Genomic DNA, 15289 nt, shown 5'->3' with positions numbered 1-15289 from the left:
CTGTAAGAAGCGACGCAGGATACTGCGAAGACGACTTTTTGTATCCGGCTGTACCTGTCGAAGTGTTGCATGCAATCACCCGGTGCGTGGCGACGTTATCGTGGGTTTTCCAGTGTTTTCAGGAGGGCCAGCGATGTCGGATGAACTCGATCGGAAACGGCGGCATTTTGTCGGTGCCACGGCCCTGGGCATGGCGTTCGCCCCGTTCGGGATGAACGCTATTGCCAGCTCGAAACCCGGCACGGTTCCAGCGCCGGCCACCGGAACGACACCCCTCGCCGGAGCGACATCGTTCCACAGCCTCAAGCAGGTCAAGGCCGGCGTCCTCGATATCGGTTACGCCGAAGACGGCCCGGCCAGGGGGCCGGTGGTCATTCTCGTCCATGGCTGGCCCTACGACATCTATAGCTTCGTGGATGTCGCCCCGATCCTCGCGGCAGCGGGATACCGGGTGATCGTTCCCTTCCTCCGTGGTTATGGCAGCACGACGTTCCTTTCGGCAGATACCCCGCGCAACGGCCAGCAGGCTGCGATCGCCGCCGACATCCTTGCCTTGATGGATGCCCTCAAGATCAAGAAAGCCACCCTCGGCGGCTTCGACTGGGGCGCCCGCACGGTCAATATCATGGCCGCGCTCTGGCCCGAGCGCTGCAAGGCGATGGTCTCCGTGAGCGGCTACCTCATCGGCAGCCAGGAGGCGAACAAGAAGCCGCTGCCGCCGAAAGCGGAACTGCAGTGGTGGTATCAGTTCTATTTCGCCACCGAGCGGGGGCGCGACGGCTATGCCCAGCACACGCGGGATTTCGTCCGCCTGATCTGGGAACAGGCGTCACCTCAGTGGCACTTCGACGACGCGACATTCGAACGCTCGGCACCTGCCTTCACCAACCCCGACCATGTTGCGGTATCGATCCACAACTATCGCTGGCGCCTTGGCCTTGCGGAGGGTGAGCCGCAGTTCGACGCGCTGGAAGCGAAGCTCGCCACGTTCCCGTCCATCGGCATACCGACGATCACGATGGAAGGCGACGCCAATGGTGCACCGCATCCGGATCCCGCCAATTATGCGAAGAAGTTCACCGGCAAATACGAGCACCGACTGATCACCGGCGGCATCGGGCACAACCTGCCGCAAGAGGCACCGCAGGCGTTCGCCAAAGCGATCATCGACGTCGACAAGGTCTAACGCAGGTCGACTTCGTCCTCGAGCCTCTCCACGGACACAGCCAGCTTGTTATCGCGAAGTGCGAATGCGGAGTGGCCCTGCTCCAGATCGCCCACCGCGACGCGGTCACGCGTGGCGGTGACGTTGGCGTCCGCCTTGCGAACGGCCACGTCGAACACGACAGGCGAGAGGCTCGTCACCCTGACCTTTAGTTCGTCGCGGCTCTCGGCGTCTTCTACGGCCCGACTGCCCTGTTGCGAGGTCGAATAGACGAGGCCTTGCGAGTCAACCACGACAACCATGACGCGGTACGGTTTATCGTCGTACGTTGCCGTGACGACGAAGGTCTTTACGAAGGCCACGGTTTGCGCGGTGTACGGAATCGGTGGAATGAGTTCGGCGGCGACCGGCGCGACGCCACGGGTGGGCGCCGGAATACCCAGGGTCAAGGTGGCTGGCGCGCTGGCATGCACGGAAGCAACGGCATGTGCAGCGCCAGGTGGCGCGGCAGCGGATGCCGCCACCGGCAGGGAAACAGCCACCAAGATGAGCATTGCGGCGCGCATGCCCGGTCATCCTTGCGTCAACGTCGACATCCATTAGGCACCGTGTGCGGACCCCGTTCCATCCGTACTTGTACGCATAGCCGGCCAGAACCTTAGAATGGCGACCCCCACCCCCGTTTTTTTCGCCGCCTGCCGCGGTGTCAGGAGTTCTCTTGTCCCATTATTCCGGCCCGCTGCTGACGCTCCCGCTAGCCCAGGCGCTATGGGACGCGCGCGGTGCGGGGGCGCTCGACTGGACGGGATCGATGGATCTGGGGCGCAGCGAAGAACGCGTCGGCCTTCGGGCGGACGCCTGGGAAAGGCAGGGCCACGTTTACCCTTATCCGGGCAAGCTCAAGGACCGCACGATCTACTTCTGGGATGGCGATGAGTTCTCGCCGGTGTCGCGCTTCTCGGGTTCGTTGATCAAGCTGGTGCCGACGTCATGGGGCGCACCAACGTTCGAGATCGATGGCATCAAGATGCTGCCTACCTCGAAGGAATCCCCCATCGAGGACGCACGTCGCAAGGTCGCGCTCGTCGAACCACGCGGCAAGGCGGTGCTCGATACCTGTGGGGGCCTGGGCTACTTTGCGGCGTGCTGCCTGGAAAGCGGTGTGGCACGCATTCTTTCGTTCGAAAAAAACGAGGATGTGCTCTGGTTGCGTACGCTGAATCCCTGGTCACCGGATCCCGATGCCGCATCCAGCGAAGGGCGCCTGCAACTCACCCATGGTGATGTGTCACAGGCGATCACGCAGATCCCGGATGCGTCGGTGGACGCCTTGCTGCACGACCCACCGCGCTTCGGTATTGCCGGCGAGCTGTACTCGCAGGTTTTCTACAACGAACTGGCACGCGTCCTCCGCCGAGGCGGTCGCCTGTTTCACTACACGGGTAGCCCGAACAAGCTCACCAGCGGTCGCGACGTACCCCGTGAGGTGGAAAAGCGCCTGGAGAAAGCCGGATTCAAGGCGGCGCTTGCGTTGGACGGGGTGCTCGCCATCCGCCGCTGAAACAGGCGGTGTCAGGCGGATCGGGCGGCGTGCCTGGCCTCGACGAGCGTCGCCACGCGCTCCCTGTCGAGGGCCGTGGCCGGCGTATAGATAATCAGGCCAAGCTCGGGCCGACCGTCGACCGCAAAGGCGGAATATTCCAGCGTGACTTCGCCGACGCGCGGATGGGCGAACTGCTTCGTCCCTTCGCCGTAGCTCTGCAGGTCGTAATCGTTCCAGATCGCTTCGAACTCGGGGCTCAACGCAATCAGCTCATCCACGAAGCCCCTGACGCGATCCGTCGCGCCGAGGCGGGCGATGTCGGCGCGAAACGCCGCCACAGCGAAGCGTGCATGATCTTCCCAGTGGCGAGTCTTGTTACGCACGCGATCGCTTGCGAATAACAATTTCAGCACGTTGCGCTGGTCGGGCCGCAGCGAACCGTACTCGGTGAGCACGGCCGCCGCCGCGGCGTTCCAGCCGATGATGTCCCACTGCGGGGTCTTGACGATCGCCGGGCTCGTCTCCAGCGAATCGAGCACACGCTGCAACTGCGGGGAGATCGTTTCGGAGGGCTGGTAGATGACCTCGGGCGGCCGGTTCTGTGCCAGGAGGAACAGGTGTTCGCGCTCCACGGCCGTCAGGGCCAGGGCAGCGGCGAGGCGATTCAATACGTCGGTGGAAGGCGCGCCGCCGCGCCCCTGCTCCAGCCACGTGTACCAGGTGGCACTGACGTTGGCGCGCAGTGCGACTTCCTCGCGTCGAAGGCCCGGCGTGCGCCTGCGCGTGGTCGGCATGCCGAAGGCAGCGGGATCGAGCTTGGCGCGGCGATCCTTCAGGTAACTGCCGAGCGGATTGTCTGCCGGAATGCTCATGCCGGGATTATGTCCCTCTCGACCATCGAGGGACATAGCGCCCGGCATCAGGGGGCATCGACCTTCTACTTCGCGCCACCGGCTTCCGCCCGGCGTTGCTGGTACGGATAGAACCGGTTCTCCCGCAACTCGTGCTCGATGCGTTCCAGGCTCTTGCCATTCGTCTCGGGCACGAGGTAGTAGATGAACACCAGGGCGAACAGCGAGATTACCGCGTAGAGCCAGAACGTATGTGCGGCGCCAAGCCAGGTCACCAGCGACAGCGTGGTCAGCGTGACGATGAGGTCGAAGAACCAATGGCTGAAGGCACCCAGGCTCGCGCCCTTCCCTCGCACAAACAGCGGATAGACCTCGGAATTGATCAGCCAGATGCACACGCCGAAGCCACCACAATTGAGCATGAGGTAGGCAGCGAGGCAGGCGACCACCGCCCAGCGGCTGAAGTCCGTCGTCGGACCTGCGCCCTGGAACAGGAATCCCATCAGGGCCAGCGCGACGATGGAGCCGGGAATCATCCACAGAAGGTAGTTGCGCCGGCCGATACGATCGACGAGGAAGCTGCCGACCACGGTCATGATGACAACGAGAATGGTACTGCCGCCGGTGGCCAGTACGGCCGCCTTGTCCGAGAAACCCGCCTTGGTAAGGATGGTCGGTGCGTAATAGATCAGCGCGTTGTTGCCCGTGATCTGCGAGAACATGGAGATGCTCGCGCCGACGATGACTGCGGGACGGATCCACGGCTTGAACAGATCCTTCCAGGTACCGACCTCCTGGTTCTGGGTCACGGTCTGGATCTCGGCCACCTCGGACTCCGCGGCGGCGTGGTTGCCACGTACGCGCTCGAGGACCTTGATCGCTTCGCGCTGACGTTCCTTCACCACCAGCCAGCGCGGGCTCTCCGGCAACACCAGCATACCCAGCAACAGCACGATGGCCGGCACGACGCCGAGGCCGAACATCCAGCGCCAATGCTCGCCGAGTACAAAGCCGGTGAAGTACGCGATGGTGATGCCGAACACCACCATGAACTGGAAGAGCACCACCATCTTGCCGCGATGCTGTGGGGGCGCCACCTCGGCGATGTACACCGGAATGATCTGCGTGGAACTGCCTGCGGAAAGACCGAGCAGAAAACGCGAGGCGATCAGCAGCTCAACGTTCGGCGACATCGCCGATGCGATCGAGCCGAGCGCGAACAGCACGCCGACGAAGACCACCATGCGCTTCCGGCCGAAGCGATCGGACAGCGGGCCCGTGCCAAGGCAGCCGAACAGCGCGCCGAAGATGATGGCACCGGTCACCAGCTGCTTGGCCGTGTCGTCCAGCGCGAATTGCCGGCCAAGGCCGAGTAGCGCGACGCCGATGATGCCGGTGTCGTAGCCAAACAACAGTCCGCCGAGGGCGGCAACCACCGCGATACCTACGACCAACCCCAGATGTGGCGTGGCTGTCGCAGGGGCATCCATCGTGTCACTCACTGTGCGCATGGTTCATCTCCAGCTCGACGCGAGCCCGGAAGTCAGCGCGACCGGCGGTCGCGGCAATGAGGCGAGCATTCGGCTCGTCGGTGTTTTCGATCCAGTCCAGCGCGTCGTCCCGACTTCGCCCGTAGCGCATGTGGCGCGCCAGTAACTGGGCCTTGCGCTGCTGGCCGTCGACATCGACGTACCAGGCCTCGTCCAGCAGGCCATGAATGCCGGACCATGGGCCCTCGTCGAGCAGGAGGTAATTGCCCTCCGTAATCACCAGCGGCACATCGGCGGCGACGGGAATCTCGCCGGCCACGGCCTCCTCGATCTCACGATGGAAGGCGGGGGCATAGACGGTTTCACCGGGGACCGGACTTCGAAGACGTCGCAGCAAGGCGACATAGCCAAAGGCGTCGAACGTGTCGTGGGCGCCTTTGCGCTCGGCGCGATCCAGTCGCTTGAGCTCGGCGTTGGCAAGGTGGAAGCCGTCCATCGGAACGATGACGGCGGCCTTGCCCAAGTGGGCAGCCAGTTGCGCTGCCAGGGTGGACTTCCCTGCTCCGGGTGCACCGGCGATACCGAGAATCCGGCGTCCTCCGCGTGCCATGAGCGCGTCCACGCGCTCGCGAACCTTGTTGTCGATCATGCTCTCACCAGCGGATACCTGCCATGAAAGCTAACGGTCGTCATGTTATGAACGAATGAAATTCTTGCCGCAAACCCGGTAGGAGCCGTTTCAGCGGCGATCCCGCGCAGCGGGAAGACTCCGTCCGATAAGGACGAAGTGAGCGGACATTAGCAGGCCTACTGTCCGCAAAACCCCGGCGGCATATAGGTGCCATCCCCTTCCCGCGATGGCAAAAACCATGAGTACTCAACCCCTACCGAATGCCCCTGCTCCGGCCAAAGGCGGCTGGCTGGCCGTGGCTGCCGTGACGCTGGCGGCCTTTGCTTTCGTCACTACCGAGTTCCTGCCGATCGGACTGCTTCCACAGATCACCGGCGAACTGCACCTCAAAACCGGTATCGGCGGCCTGATGGTGACCACGACCGGCCTGGTCGCGGCGGTTGCGGCGCCGTTGACCACGGTGCTCGCCGGTCGCGTCGACCGCCGCAACGTACTGCTCCTGTTGTCGGTGCTGCTGATGGCCGCCAACGTCGTGGCCGCCTCGGCCACGGGATTCGCCACCATGTTGGTCGCACGCGCCTTGCTCGGCATCGCCCTGGGCGGGTTCTGGGCCGTCGCATTGGCGGCGGCGGGTCGACTGGTGAAGCCCGAGCAGGCGGCGCTGGCGACGGCCACCATGTTCGCCGGCATCACCTTCGCCACGATCATTGGCGTGCCGCTGGGCACCCTGATCGGCAGCGTCGCGTCCTGGCGCTACGCTTTCCTCGCCACGGGTGCGCTGGTCTTCGTCGCCCTTATCGCGCAGTTCTTCCTGCTGCCGCGCCTGCCCTCGGATACCGTGGTGAAGACGGCCGATTTCAGCAGCCTCCTGCGCCGCTCCACCTCGCGCCTGAGCCTCATCATGATGGCCGTTGTCATCGCCGCGCACTTCACCGCGTACACCTACATCGCCCCCTTCCTGATCGAGCGCGCCGGCTTCGACGAGCACGGCATGACCGCGGTGCTGCTTGGCTTCGGCGTGGTCGGCTTCATCGGCAATTTCCTCGCCCCGAAGGCGATCGCGAAGGACCTGCGCTGGTCGTTGGCCGGCACGATGGTTCTGCTCGGCGCCACCATCTTCGCCTTGCCGTTGCTGGGTGCATCGCACCTCGGCGCGAGCGCCGACATCCTGCTCTGGGGCATGGCCTATGGCGCACTCCCGGTGGCGCTCAGCGTGTGGGTCTCACGTTATGCCGGCGACCACGCGGAAGCGAGCTCCGCACTGTTCGTCATGACCTACCAGCTCGCGATTGCGGCCGGTTCGTTCCTTGGCGGTCGCGTGGTGGACAGCGCTGGCGTGGTGCCGGCACTGGTGGTCGGTGGCGTCGCGGTCGTCATCGCACTGGTGTTGCTCTTCACCTTCGGCGGACGCAAGCCGGCGTTCGCTGCGCCCGCCGAAGCGTCAGTGCATTAAACCAGCATGCCGCCGGATACCTCGATGCGCTGACCGCTGATCCAGCGGTTATCGTCCGACAGCAGCGAAGAGATCATCGCGCCGAGGTCGTCCGGCAATCCCACGCGACCCAGGGCGGTCATGTCGGAAATGCGCTTGGCCAGCTCGGGGGTGTCACGCACCATGCCACCGCTGAAGTCGGTGGCCACGGCACCCGGCGCCACCGTGTTCACGGCGATGCCACGGGGGCCGAGCTCTGCGGCCATATAGCGTGTCAGCACTTCGACGGCGCCCTTCATCGCACCATACGCCGAGCTGCCAGGCATCGACACACGCGCAAGGCCGGACGAGATGTTGATGATGCGCCCGCCGTCCGCGATGAGCGGCAGCAGCTTCTGGGTCAGCAGGTACACGCCCTTGAAGTGGACGTTGTAAATGGCGTCCAGTTCCTCTTCCGTCGTCTGGTCGAAGGCTTTGTGCAGGGACTGGCCCGCGTTGTTGACCAGGTAGTCGAAGCGATGCGCCCCGAGTTCAGCGAGCGCAGCCTTCGCGCGTTCGACGAAGTCGGCGAACGATGCCGCGACACCGGTATCCAGCTGAAGCGCGATAGCTCGCCTTCCCTGCGCTTCCACCGCCGCAACAACCTTCGCCGCTTCTGCCTGATTCTCGCGGTAGGTGAAGATGCTATCGACGCCGCGCGCCGCCAGGTGGACCACGGTGCTGCGGCCGATGCCACGGCTGCCGCCGGTAATGATGGCGATCTTCGCCATGTTATTCGTTGAGTTTTCGTTGGTCACGAGCTGTCCTTCGGAGGGTGGGCCTGGACAAACGATAGGCCGGCGGGGCTCCGGACTGAATGCGCGAACCCGGCCCATTCTTGCCTGATCCTGCTCGCCGGCATAGGATGGCGCCATGACACCCGAACTGACCCAGGCGTTGCTCCGCCATACCGATCGCCAGGATGTATACGGCCCGTACCTGACCGACGTGCCTGGCATGGTGCTGCTGCGCTCGGATCATGAAAGGCCGCCGGCTCACCTGATCTTCAAGCCGGCCCTGTGCATCGTCGTGCAGGGTGCGAAGTGGGCGGTTTTCGGTGATCGCCACATGGACTACCGCGCGGGCCAGGCGCTTATCGTAAGCGTAGAGACGCCGGCGCTCGGGCGGGTGGCGGAAGCCAGTCCCACGGAACCGTTCCTCGGCATCATCATCGAGTTCGATCTCGCCATCATGCGTGAGGTCGCCGATGCGCTGGACACGCCGGCACCCGGCGGCGAGGGTCCTGGTTCCGGCGTCTTCGTCACCGATTTCGACGGCCCGCTTGCCGACTGTACGTTGCGCCTGGTGCGCTTGCTGGATACGCCGCAGGCCATTCCGTTGTTGTATCCGGCGATCATGCGCGAGATTGCCTATTGGCTGCTTAGCGGCCCGCACCATGCGGAAGTCGCCCGCATGGTCCTTGCCAACACGCATGCGCATCGCGTCATCGCCGCTATCCACCGCTTACGCGACCGTTTCGCCGAGCCGATGCGCATCGACGATCTGGCAGCCGGCGCGAAGATGAGCGCATCGGCCTTTCATCGGCAGTTCCGCCGGCTTACGTCGATGACGCCCCTGCAGTACCAGAAACAGATGCGCCTACTCGAAGCGCGTCGACTGATGGTCGGCGAAGCCGCCAGTGCCGAGACCGCGGCGTTCGCTGTCGGCTATGAAAGCGCGTCGCAGTTCAGTCGTGAGTATTCGCGAATGTTCGGCCTTCCGCCAAGGCGCGATGCCAGGTTGCTGCAACAGGCCTGAGCAGCGCTAGTCAGGCTCGGGACGGTGGCGCATGTACACGCTTGAGCGGCACATCCTTCAGCCACCAGGCCAACAGGAACGCCACGGCAATGACGCACGCCGCCACGTGGTACACCGTGTGCAGCGACGAGCCGAACGCGTGGAGGTAGCGCGCGTGGATATCCGGCGGCAGCTTCGCCACGGCATCCGGTCCGAACGAACGCGGCGACGCGGGCCCTGCCGTCATGAAGCTGGCCGTGCGCGACTGCAATCCGTTAGTGAAGATGGTGCCGAAGACCGACACGCCGATCGACCCACCAATCGAGCGGAACATCGTCACGCCGGATGTCGCCACACCCATGATCTTCATGTCGACGCTGTTCTGCGTGGCCAGGATCAGCACCTGCAGCACCATGCCCAGGCCCAGCCCGAGCAGGCCGGCGTAGGTGTAGATCAGCGCGATGGGGCTTTCGTCCTTCAGCGTACCGAGCAACACCAGGGCGATCGTCGCGATGAACGTGCCGATGATCGGAAAGATGCGATAGCGCCCGATCTTGCTGATGATGCGCCCGCTGACGATGGAACTGACCAGCACGCCACCCATGAGCGGCAACAGCTGCATGCCGGCACCGGTGGGCGATACACCCTTCACCACCTGCAGGTAGAGCGGCAGGAAGGTGGTCGAGCCGAACAGCGCGGCACCGACGAAGAAGCCGATCAGGCAGCTGAGCAGGAAGGTGCGATGGCGAAACAGCCCCAGCGGAATGATGGGTTCCTCGGCGACGGTCTCCTCGTAAATGAAACCGACCACGCCGACCACCGCAAAGGCGAGGATGAACCACAGTTCGGACGCGTTCCACGGCAACATGGTGCCGCCTTCGGTGGTGAACAGGATCAGGCAGCTAAGCGATAGCGCGAGCCAGCCGGCACCCCAGTAGTCGATCTTGTGCTTCACATGGCGCACGTGCGGATGGAACACGGCCGCGATGACCACCAGCGACAGGATGCCCAGTGGCAGGTTGACGTAGAAGATCCAGCGCCAGGAGAGGTGATCGACCATGAAGCCACCGATCAGCGGGCCGATGACCGTGGCCAGACCGTAGACACCACCGAACAGTCCCTGGAACTTTCCGCGCTCCGCCGGCGGGATGACATCGCCAATCGCCGCCATGGTGATCACGAGAAGGCCGCCGCCGCCGAGCCCCTGGAGGGCGCGCATCAGGATCAGCTGGGTCATGTCCTGCGCGAGGCCGCACAGCACCGAGCCGAGGAGGAAGATCACGATGGCAGTCTGCAGGACGATCTTTCGTCCGAACAGGTCACCGAACTTGCCGTACAAGGGCACCACGACGGTGGAGGTCAGCAGGTAGGAGGTGACCACCCACGACAGCTGGTTGAGGCCACCGAGGTCACCCACGATGGTCGGCAGCGCCGTCGAGACGATGGTCTGGTCGAGAGCGGCCAGCAACATCACCAGCATCAATGCGGGAAACAGGAGGCGCAGCGATGGCGGCGCGGGCGTTGCAGGCGCCGGCGCGGCGACCGGGAGCACGGCATCGGGTGTTTCGGCCGATGGCTCAAGGGTTTCGGTGGTCACGGGACGACGACCTGCAAATTAATTAAGTGGTGAGTTAATATATGTCCGGGACTGGACCGGCGTCAATCCATCCGTCACCGTGGTATCCATGCTCGTTAGCGACGAAGGTAGATAAACGTGGTCGATCCAACCGCCCTCCGCGGCCGCCGCCCCGGCCGCCCGCCCGCCCAGGCCGACAGCCCCGATCAACGCCAGCGCCTGATCGGTATCGCGCTGGAACTGTTTGCGCGCCAGGGGTACGCCGAGACCACCCTGGCCGCCATCGCGCGCGCCGCGGGCATGACGCCTGCTGCCGTGCACTACTACTTCAAGACCCGCGACGAGTTGTTCGACGTGCTGTTCGACGAGCGCATCGCGCCGATGCGCAGGCATATCGAAGGCATCTTCCTCGACAACGCGAACGACCCGGTCGCCGCCTTCACCACACTGGCCCAGCGCTTTGTGGAACTCGCCGCGGAAAGTCCCTGGATCGGCCCCGTCTTCTTCGGCGAAATGCTCCGCGAAGACGACCTCTTCAAACAGCACATCCACAAGCGTTTCAACGAGAGCCGCCAGGCGACGGTGCTCGATACCATGCGCCGCTGGCAGGCCGAGGGCCTGCTCGGTGAAGACCTGGATCCCGCACTGATCATCGGTTCGATACTGAGCCTGACAGTGCTGCCGATGACGGCCTCGCGCAAATGGCGTGACGACCCCATGCGCAACCACATCGGCCCGGAACAGATCACGCGCCACGCGCTCGCCCTGCTCCGCCACGGCGTCGGTCCGGCCAAGGCGTAGAATGTCGGGTTTATGCGTGGAGCAACCGCTTTGACCTTCCCTTTTTCCCTGGTCATCTTCGACCTCGACGGCACGCTGGTCGATAGCGCGGCCGATATCGCTGAATCGGTCAACCGCACGCTCCATGACTGGAAGTTGCCCACCTACGACGTCGCGCAGATCACCGAGTGGATCGGCGAAGGCTCGCGCAAGCTCATCACCTACGCGTTTCGCCATGCGGGCAGTGACGCGGACATCGACGAGGTCATGCCAGGCTTCCTCGAACACTATGCCGAGACGGCGCTGGACGGCATCGCCTACGACGGCGTGGTCGACACGCTGGCTGCCCTGCACGCACAGGGCGTGAAGCTCGCCGTGTGCACGAACAAGAACGAAGAGTTCGTGCGCCCCTTGCTCGAGATACGCGGCATGCTGCCGTACATCGACGGCATCGTCGGCGGCAACACCCTGCCGGAGCGCAAGCCCAGCGGCGTACCGCTGCTGCATCTTGCCAGGGAAGCAGGCGTCGCCCCGGGTGAGACGCTGATGGTCGGCGATTCCGAGAGCGACGTGCTTGCCGCGCGCGATGCAGGCCTGGCATTTGTCATGGTCAGCTACGGCTATCGCAAGTCGCTCGACCTGCATGCGATCGGTGCGCTCGCGGTGATCGACCGGATGCCCGATCTGCTCGCTATCGATAAGCCTCGATAACTGCCTTGATCAGTGCGATATCGTCCTTGATGCCATAGTCGGGCGGCGCTGAATAACCGAAGCGCGTGATTACCAGGTGCGCCGATGGCACGATGTAGATGCGCTGGCCCATCGTGCCGCTGGCGTAGAAGCCGTCCTTTGGGAACCCTCCTTCGACGCGCCATGTCGCCGGCTCGCTCGGGCCGTCGTTGGTCCAGAAGCCGGCGCCATAGGGCGCCCCCAGGGTGGATGTGCGCGACCACGCCACCCATCCACGGGGCAGCAGGCGCTCGCCATCCGGCGCAACGCCGTCGTTGAGGTAGAGCAAGCCGAACTTCGCGTAGTCACGGGCACTGGCATAGACATACGTGGACCCGACGAAGGTTCCCTTACCGTCGAATTCCATGGTGATGTCATGCATGCCAAGGTGACTGAACAGGCGGTTTCTTGCGTACTCCCGCACCCCGTCCGGGCCACCGCCGACCCGTTCGCCGATCATCCTGTCGAGCAGCAGCGTGTCGGCCGAGGTGTATTCGAAAGTCTTGCCCGGCGCTTCCTTCGCCGGCTGGGCGGCGGCAAAACCGGCCATGTCGCCGTGCAGGAACTCCATCTGCGCCACCGGACTGAAGGCCGACTCCGCCTCCTCTGCGGCGAGGCCGCTACGCATGCGCATCAGGTCTTCCACGGTGATCGCCCCACGCGCGTCGCCCGACCGGCGCCATTCGGCGGCATCCAGCGCCTGATCCACGTGCAACTTGCCGTCGACGACGAGCAAGCCGACCAGCGCGTTGGTGAATGACTTCGCGACGGAGAAGCTGATCAGCGGGCTGCCCACGCCGAAACCATCGGCGTAGCGCTCGGCGACGACATGGCCGCCTTTGACCACGACAACGGCCTTGACCTGCTTCGCCGGCTCGCCGGGGCGGTCGCTGAAAACACGCTCCAGCGCCTCCGTGACGGCGGGCCTGTCGGTAACGACCGCCTGTGCTGGCGCGAAATCGCTCCCATCACGCGATGGGGGCGTCGCGACTGGCGCATCCGCCACCAACGGAATGTTGCCCGGCAGATCCAGACGGCAACCGTAGCCGCGAACATAGCTGGCGCTAGCCAGCGAGCGCAGCGGACTCGACACGGCCACGCTCTGGGTCTCCGGCGACACGTGCACGCTGAGCAGGCGCCCCGCCACATCCCCGATCATCGGCACGACCAGCTCATCGTAAGTGCGTTGCGGGTCCTGGCCACCGACGAAGACCATCGAGCAGACGTGGTGCGCGGCCACACCCGCAGCGACACGCAACGCCTGGTCCGGCCGGAACACCGCCCAGGCGGAGGCCGCAGCCACCGCCACGACGCCGACGGCGATCAGTGCTTTGTTTCTCATGGTCGTCTCTTCGAGGTTTTGCGCAGTCTGCGCGCCGCCAGGGACGACAGGCCCGCGCGCTGGGACGAACGCCCCTGTTCCAGGGACCAGGGCCGCCATGGCGCGAACACGGGCGCCTAGAGCTGGAGCGCCAGTCCTGGCGGCAGCTGGTCGAGGTAGCGACGGGTCCAGGTCACCCGGGCGCCGTCGCGCAGCAGCAGGCGCTGCTCACCCTCCGGCCAGGGCGTCAGTTCCCGGATCGCATCGAGCCTGACCACGGTGGAGCGATTGATGCGGACGAAGTGTCCGGGCGACAGCCGAGCCTGCATCGCGTCGAGCGTGCCGCGTAAGCGGCGCGGCGTGCCTTCCACGTAGACATCGATGTAATTGCGGTCCGACTCGATGCGATCGATGCGGTCGACATGCACCAGTTCCGCGCGGTCACCGGTCGGAAGAAGCAGACGCTCCAGATAATGCGCTGGTGGCGGGAAGGCATCGAGCAATCCGTCCATCCGCACGGCGAGGTCGGCGGATGGAACGATCAATCGACGCAGTCGCGCGGCGAGGCGATCGAAGCGTTGCGGTCCTACGGGCTTGAGCAGGTAGTCGAAGGCGTGCACTTCGAATGCCCGCACCGCGTGCGTGTCGTGCGCGGTGACGAAAATGATCTCCGCCGGCAAAGGCTCGCCCAGTGCCTGCAACACACCGAAACCGTCCATGCCCGGCATGCTGATATCGAGGAAGATCACGTCCGGCCGGAGTCGCTGGATAAGGCTGATCGCATCGATGCCATTTCCGGCCTCACCGACCCACTCCAGACCGTCGGCAGTCGCGAGATAACGGCGCAGTTTGGCGCGCGCGGGCGCTTCGTCATCGACGACGACAGCGCGCAGGCTCATGCCGCCGCCCAACGTCGCGCGGGCAACCACACGGTCACGACCGAGCCGCCGCCCACGGCCGCGTCGCGGCTCACACCGGCGTCCTCGCCATAGAGGTGACGCAAGCGCGCGTCGACGTTGGCGAAGCCGATGCCGTGGCCGGGGCGCCCTGCACCGCCGCCGAAATCGCGGACGCGCAAGGTCAGCCTGCCCGCCTCCCGCCGTGCGTCGACGGAGACGCGCCTGCCGTCGCCGCTGCCGCCATGCTCGATGGCATTCTCGACCAGCGGTTGCAGGATCAGGAACGGCACATGCAGGTCGTCGAGGGTGGCATCGCCTTCCACATGCGCGTCGAGACCGCTACCGAAGCGCGCTCGCTGGATATCGAGGTACAGGGAAAGCAACTGCCACTCGTCGGCAAGCCGGTGCTCCTGGGCGGTCGCCGACAACGTCGCACGCAACAGTTCGCCGATGCGGGAAAGCATTTCATCGGCCACCTTCGGCCGCTCGTACATGAGCTCGGAGACGGCGTTGAGCGTGTTGAACAGGAAGTGGGGATTCAACTGCAGTCGCAAGGCATCAAGGCGCGCGTCAGACAACGCCGATTCCAGTTGCGCCGCACGCAGCTCCTTTGCCTGTCCTTCGCGGTAGCGATCGAACAGCCACAGGCCCAGTGCGATGACCGCGTAAAAGAACAGCTGCGTCGGCATTTCCATGAGGTAACGCCAGCCCGTAGGCATCGCCGCAAAGCGCGCGTAGCCGGCCAGCGGAAAGACGAGCAGCCGCAGGCCCAGCATCAGGCTCGTTTGCGCCACGGACAGCGCCAGGAACAGTCCCAGGTGCCCGAGAAGACGCGCCGGCACCGACGGTATGCGCGTAATACGGCGCAACACGACGAACAGCACGGGCAGGAACGCACCGAAGCTCAACGAACCGGTGAGTTCGTCGATCAGCTTGGGTGTAAACAGCGAGGGCGCGTGGTTGGCGATATCGATGAGATACCGGTTCGACGCCCTGAGCAAACCGATGGCCACCAGCAACGCGACCCATAGGATCACGGCGTAGCCTTTCTTCCCTGTCTTCATGTCGAGGCCCCCACCCCAGTCTTGCGTGCCGG

15 protein-coding genes are annotated in these 15289 nt (G+C 64.7%); 6 read left to right on the top strand and 9 right to left on the bottom strand.

Annotated features, from left to right (window positions below; all coding sequences use genetic code 11):
- Window positions 1-133: 133 nt before the first annotated feature.
- Complete coding sequence (locus HB634_RS02200) at window positions 134-1186, top strand: alpha/beta hydrolase (RefSeq protein ID WP_213947346.1); 1053 nt, start codon at window positions 134-136, stop codon at window positions 1184-1186.
- Here HB634_RS02200 and HB634_RS02195 read toward each other — a convergent pair.
- Window positions 1183-1731: a hypothetical protein gene (locus HB634_RS02195; protein WP_213947345.1), complete on the bottom strand. Its 549-nt coding sequence runs from the start codon at window positions 1729-1731 to the stop codon at window positions 1183-1185. The two genes, HB634_RS02200 and HB634_RS02195, sit on opposite strands and share 4 nt — an antisense overlap.
- Before the next feature lie 152 nt (window positions 1732-1883).
- Here HB634_RS02195 and HB634_RS02190 point away from each other — a divergent pair, with 152 nt between their 5' ends.
- Window positions 1884-2726: an MnmC family methyltransferase gene (locus HB634_RS02190; RefSeq protein ID WP_213947344.1), complete on the top strand. Its 843-nt coding sequence runs from the start codon at window positions 1884-1886 to the stop codon at window positions 2724-2726.
- Between the two features lie 11 nt (window positions 2727-2737).
- Here HB634_RS02190 and HB634_RS02185 read toward each other — a convergent pair whose 3' ends face one another.
- The 3 genes from HB634_RS02185 to HB634_RS02175 all read right to left on the bottom strand — a co-directional run bounded on the left by HB634_RS02185 (window position 2738) and on the right by HB634_RS02175 (window position 5698).
- Window positions 2738-3580, bottom strand: a complete 843-nt coding sequence (locus HB634_RS02185) for a helix-turn-helix transcriptional regulator (RefSeq protein WP_213947343.1) — start codon at window positions 3578-3580, stop codon at window positions 2738-2740.
- Window positions 3581-3645: 65 nt separating this feature from the next.
- On the bottom strand, window positions 3646-5070 hold the full coding sequence (locus tag HB634_RS02180; RefSeq protein WP_063573211.1) for a sugar porter family MFS transporter: 1425 nt from the start codon (window positions 5068-5070) through the stop codon (window positions 3646-3648).
- Window positions 5054-5698, bottom strand: a complete 645-nt coding sequence (locus HB634_RS02175) for a nucleoside/nucleotide kinase family protein (protein WP_063573212.1) — start codon at window positions 5696-5698, stop codon at window positions 5054-5056. Before HB634_RS02175 ends, HB634_RS02180 begins: the two co-directional genes overlap by 17 nt.
- A 220-nt stretch (window positions 5699-5918) precedes the next feature.
- Here HB634_RS02175 and HB634_RS02170 point away from each other — a divergent pair, with 220 nt between their 5' ends.
- Window positions 5919-7133, top strand: coding sequence for an MFS transporter (locus HB634_RS02170; protein ID WP_213947342.1), 1215 nt, complete (start codon window positions 5919-5921; stop codon window positions 7131-7133).
- On the opposite strand, the gene HB634_RS02165 is transcribed toward HB634_RS02170, so the two are convergent.
- A complete protein-coding gene (locus tag HB634_RS02165; RefSeq protein ID WP_218625398.1) occupies window positions 7130-7882 on the bottom strand; it encodes an SDR family oxidoreductase in 753 nt (250 codons plus the stop codon). The two genes, HB634_RS02170 and HB634_RS02165, sit on opposite strands and share 4 nt — an antisense overlap.
- 142 nt (window positions 7883-8024) lie before the next feature.
- Between HB634_RS02165 and HB634_RS02160 the strand changes: the two genes are divergently transcribed.
- The gene (locus HB634_RS02160) at window positions 8025-8909 is read left to right on the top strand and encodes an AraC family transcriptional regulator (protein ID WP_063573608.1); all 885 of its coding nucleotides are present in this window, start codon (window positions 8025-8027) and stop codon (window positions 8907-8909) included.
- Window positions 8910-8919: 10 nt separating this feature from the next.
- Here the strand turns inward: HB634_RS02160 and HB634_RS02155 are convergent, their stop codons facing one another.
- Entirely contained in the window at window positions 8920-10485 is a 1566-nt protein-coding gene (locus tag HB634_RS02155) for an MDR family MFS transporter (protein WP_213947340.1), read from the bottom strand.
- Window positions 10486-10602: 117 nt separating this feature from the next.
- Between HB634_RS02155 and HB634_RS02150 the strand changes: the two genes are divergently transcribed.
- On the top strand, window positions 10603-11265 hold the full coding sequence (locus tag HB634_RS02150) for a TetR/AcrR family transcriptional regulator (RefSeq protein WP_213947339.1): 663 nt from the start codon (window positions 10603-10605) through the stop codon (window positions 11263-11265).
- Between the two features lie 30 nt (window positions 11266-11295).
- Window positions 11296-11955 (top strand): phosphoglycolate phosphatase, encoded by a 660-nt coding sequence (gene gph / locus HB634_RS02145; protein WP_213947338.1) that lies wholly within the window; start codon window positions 11296-11298, stop codon window positions 11953-11955.
- Here gph and HB634_RS02140 read toward each other — a convergent pair.
- From HB634_RS02140 to HB634_RS02130, 3 genes are all read right to left on the bottom strand, one after another.
- Complete coding sequence (locus HB634_RS02140) at window positions 11936-13315, bottom strand: serine hydrolase (protein ID WP_213947337.1); 1380 nt, start codon at window positions 13313-13315, stop codon at window positions 11936-11938. The genes gph and HB634_RS02140 overlap by 20 nt on opposite strands.
- 116 nt (window positions 13316-13431) lie before the next feature.
- Entirely contained in the window at window positions 13432-14193 is a 762-nt protein-coding gene (locus tag HB634_RS02135; RefSeq protein ID WP_063572771.1) for a LytTR family DNA-binding domain-containing protein, read from the bottom strand.
- Window positions 14190-15257 carry a histidine kinase gene (locus HB634_RS02130; RefSeq protein WP_213947336.1) on the bottom strand — a complete coding sequence of 356 codons (1068 nt, stop codon included), beginning with the start codon at window positions 15255-15257 and terminating at the stop codon, window positions 14190-14192. Before HB634_RS02130 ends, HB634_RS02135 begins: the two co-directional genes overlap by 4 nt.
- Between the last annotated feature and the right edge of the window lie 32 nt (window positions 15258-15289).

The organism is Luteibacter sp. dw_328, from assembly GCF_018449605.1.
In the GTDB taxonomy this organism is placed as follows: domain Bacteria; phylum Pseudomonadota; class Gammaproteobacteria; order Xanthomonadales; family Rhodanobacteraceae; genus Luteibacter.
The sequence above is the reverse complement of the archived record's forward strand: the minus strand, read 5'-3'. Positions and strand labels throughout refer to the sequence as shown.

Excerpts from the sequence above, each read along its gene's own strand:
- HB634_RS02200 (WP_213947346.1), top strand. The coding sequence starts at position 134 with ATGTCGGATGAACTCGATCGGAAACGGCGGCATTTTGTCGGTGCCACG.
- HB634_RS02195 (WP_213947345.1), bottom strand. The coding sequence starts at position 1,731 with ATGCGCGCCGCAATGCTCATCTTGGTGGCTGTTTCCCTGCCGGTGGCG.
- HB634_RS02185 (WP_213947343.1), bottom strand. The coding sequence starts at position 3,580 with ATGAGCATTCCGGCAGACAATCCGCTCGGCAGTTACCTGAAGGATCGC.
- HB634_RS02180 (WP_063573211.1), bottom strand. The coding sequence starts at position 5,070 with ATGCGCACAGTGAGTGACACGATGGATGCCCCTGCGACAGCCACGCCA.
- HB634_RS02175 (WP_063573212.1), bottom strand. The coding sequence starts at position 5,698 with ATGATCGACAACAAGGTTCGCGAGCGCGTGGACGCGCTCATGGCACGC.
- HB634_RS02170 (WP_213947342.1), top strand. The coding sequence starts at position 5,919 with ATGAGTACTCAACCCCTACCGAATGCCCCTGCTCCGGCCAAAGGCGGC.
- HB634_RS02165 (WP_218625398.1), bottom strand. The coding sequence starts at position 7,882 with ATGGCGAAGATCGCCATCATTACCGGCGGCAGCCGTGGCATCGGCCGC.
- HB634_RS02160 (WP_063573608.1), top strand. The coding sequence starts at position 8,025 with ATGACACCCGAACTGACCCAGGCGTTGCTCCGCCATACCGATCGCCAG.
- HB634_RS02140 (WP_213947337.1), bottom strand. The coding sequence starts at position 13,315 with ATGAGAAACAAAGCACTGATCGCCGTCGGCGTCGTGGCGGTGGCTGCG.
- HB634_RS02135 (WP_063572771.1), bottom strand. The coding sequence starts at position 14,193 with ATGAGCCTGCGCGCTGTCGTCGTCGATGACGAAGCGCCCGCGCGCGCC.
- HB634_RS02130 (WP_213947336.1), bottom strand. The coding sequence starts at position 15,257 with ATGAAGACAGGGAAGAAAGGCTACGCCGTGATCCTATGGGTCGCGTTG.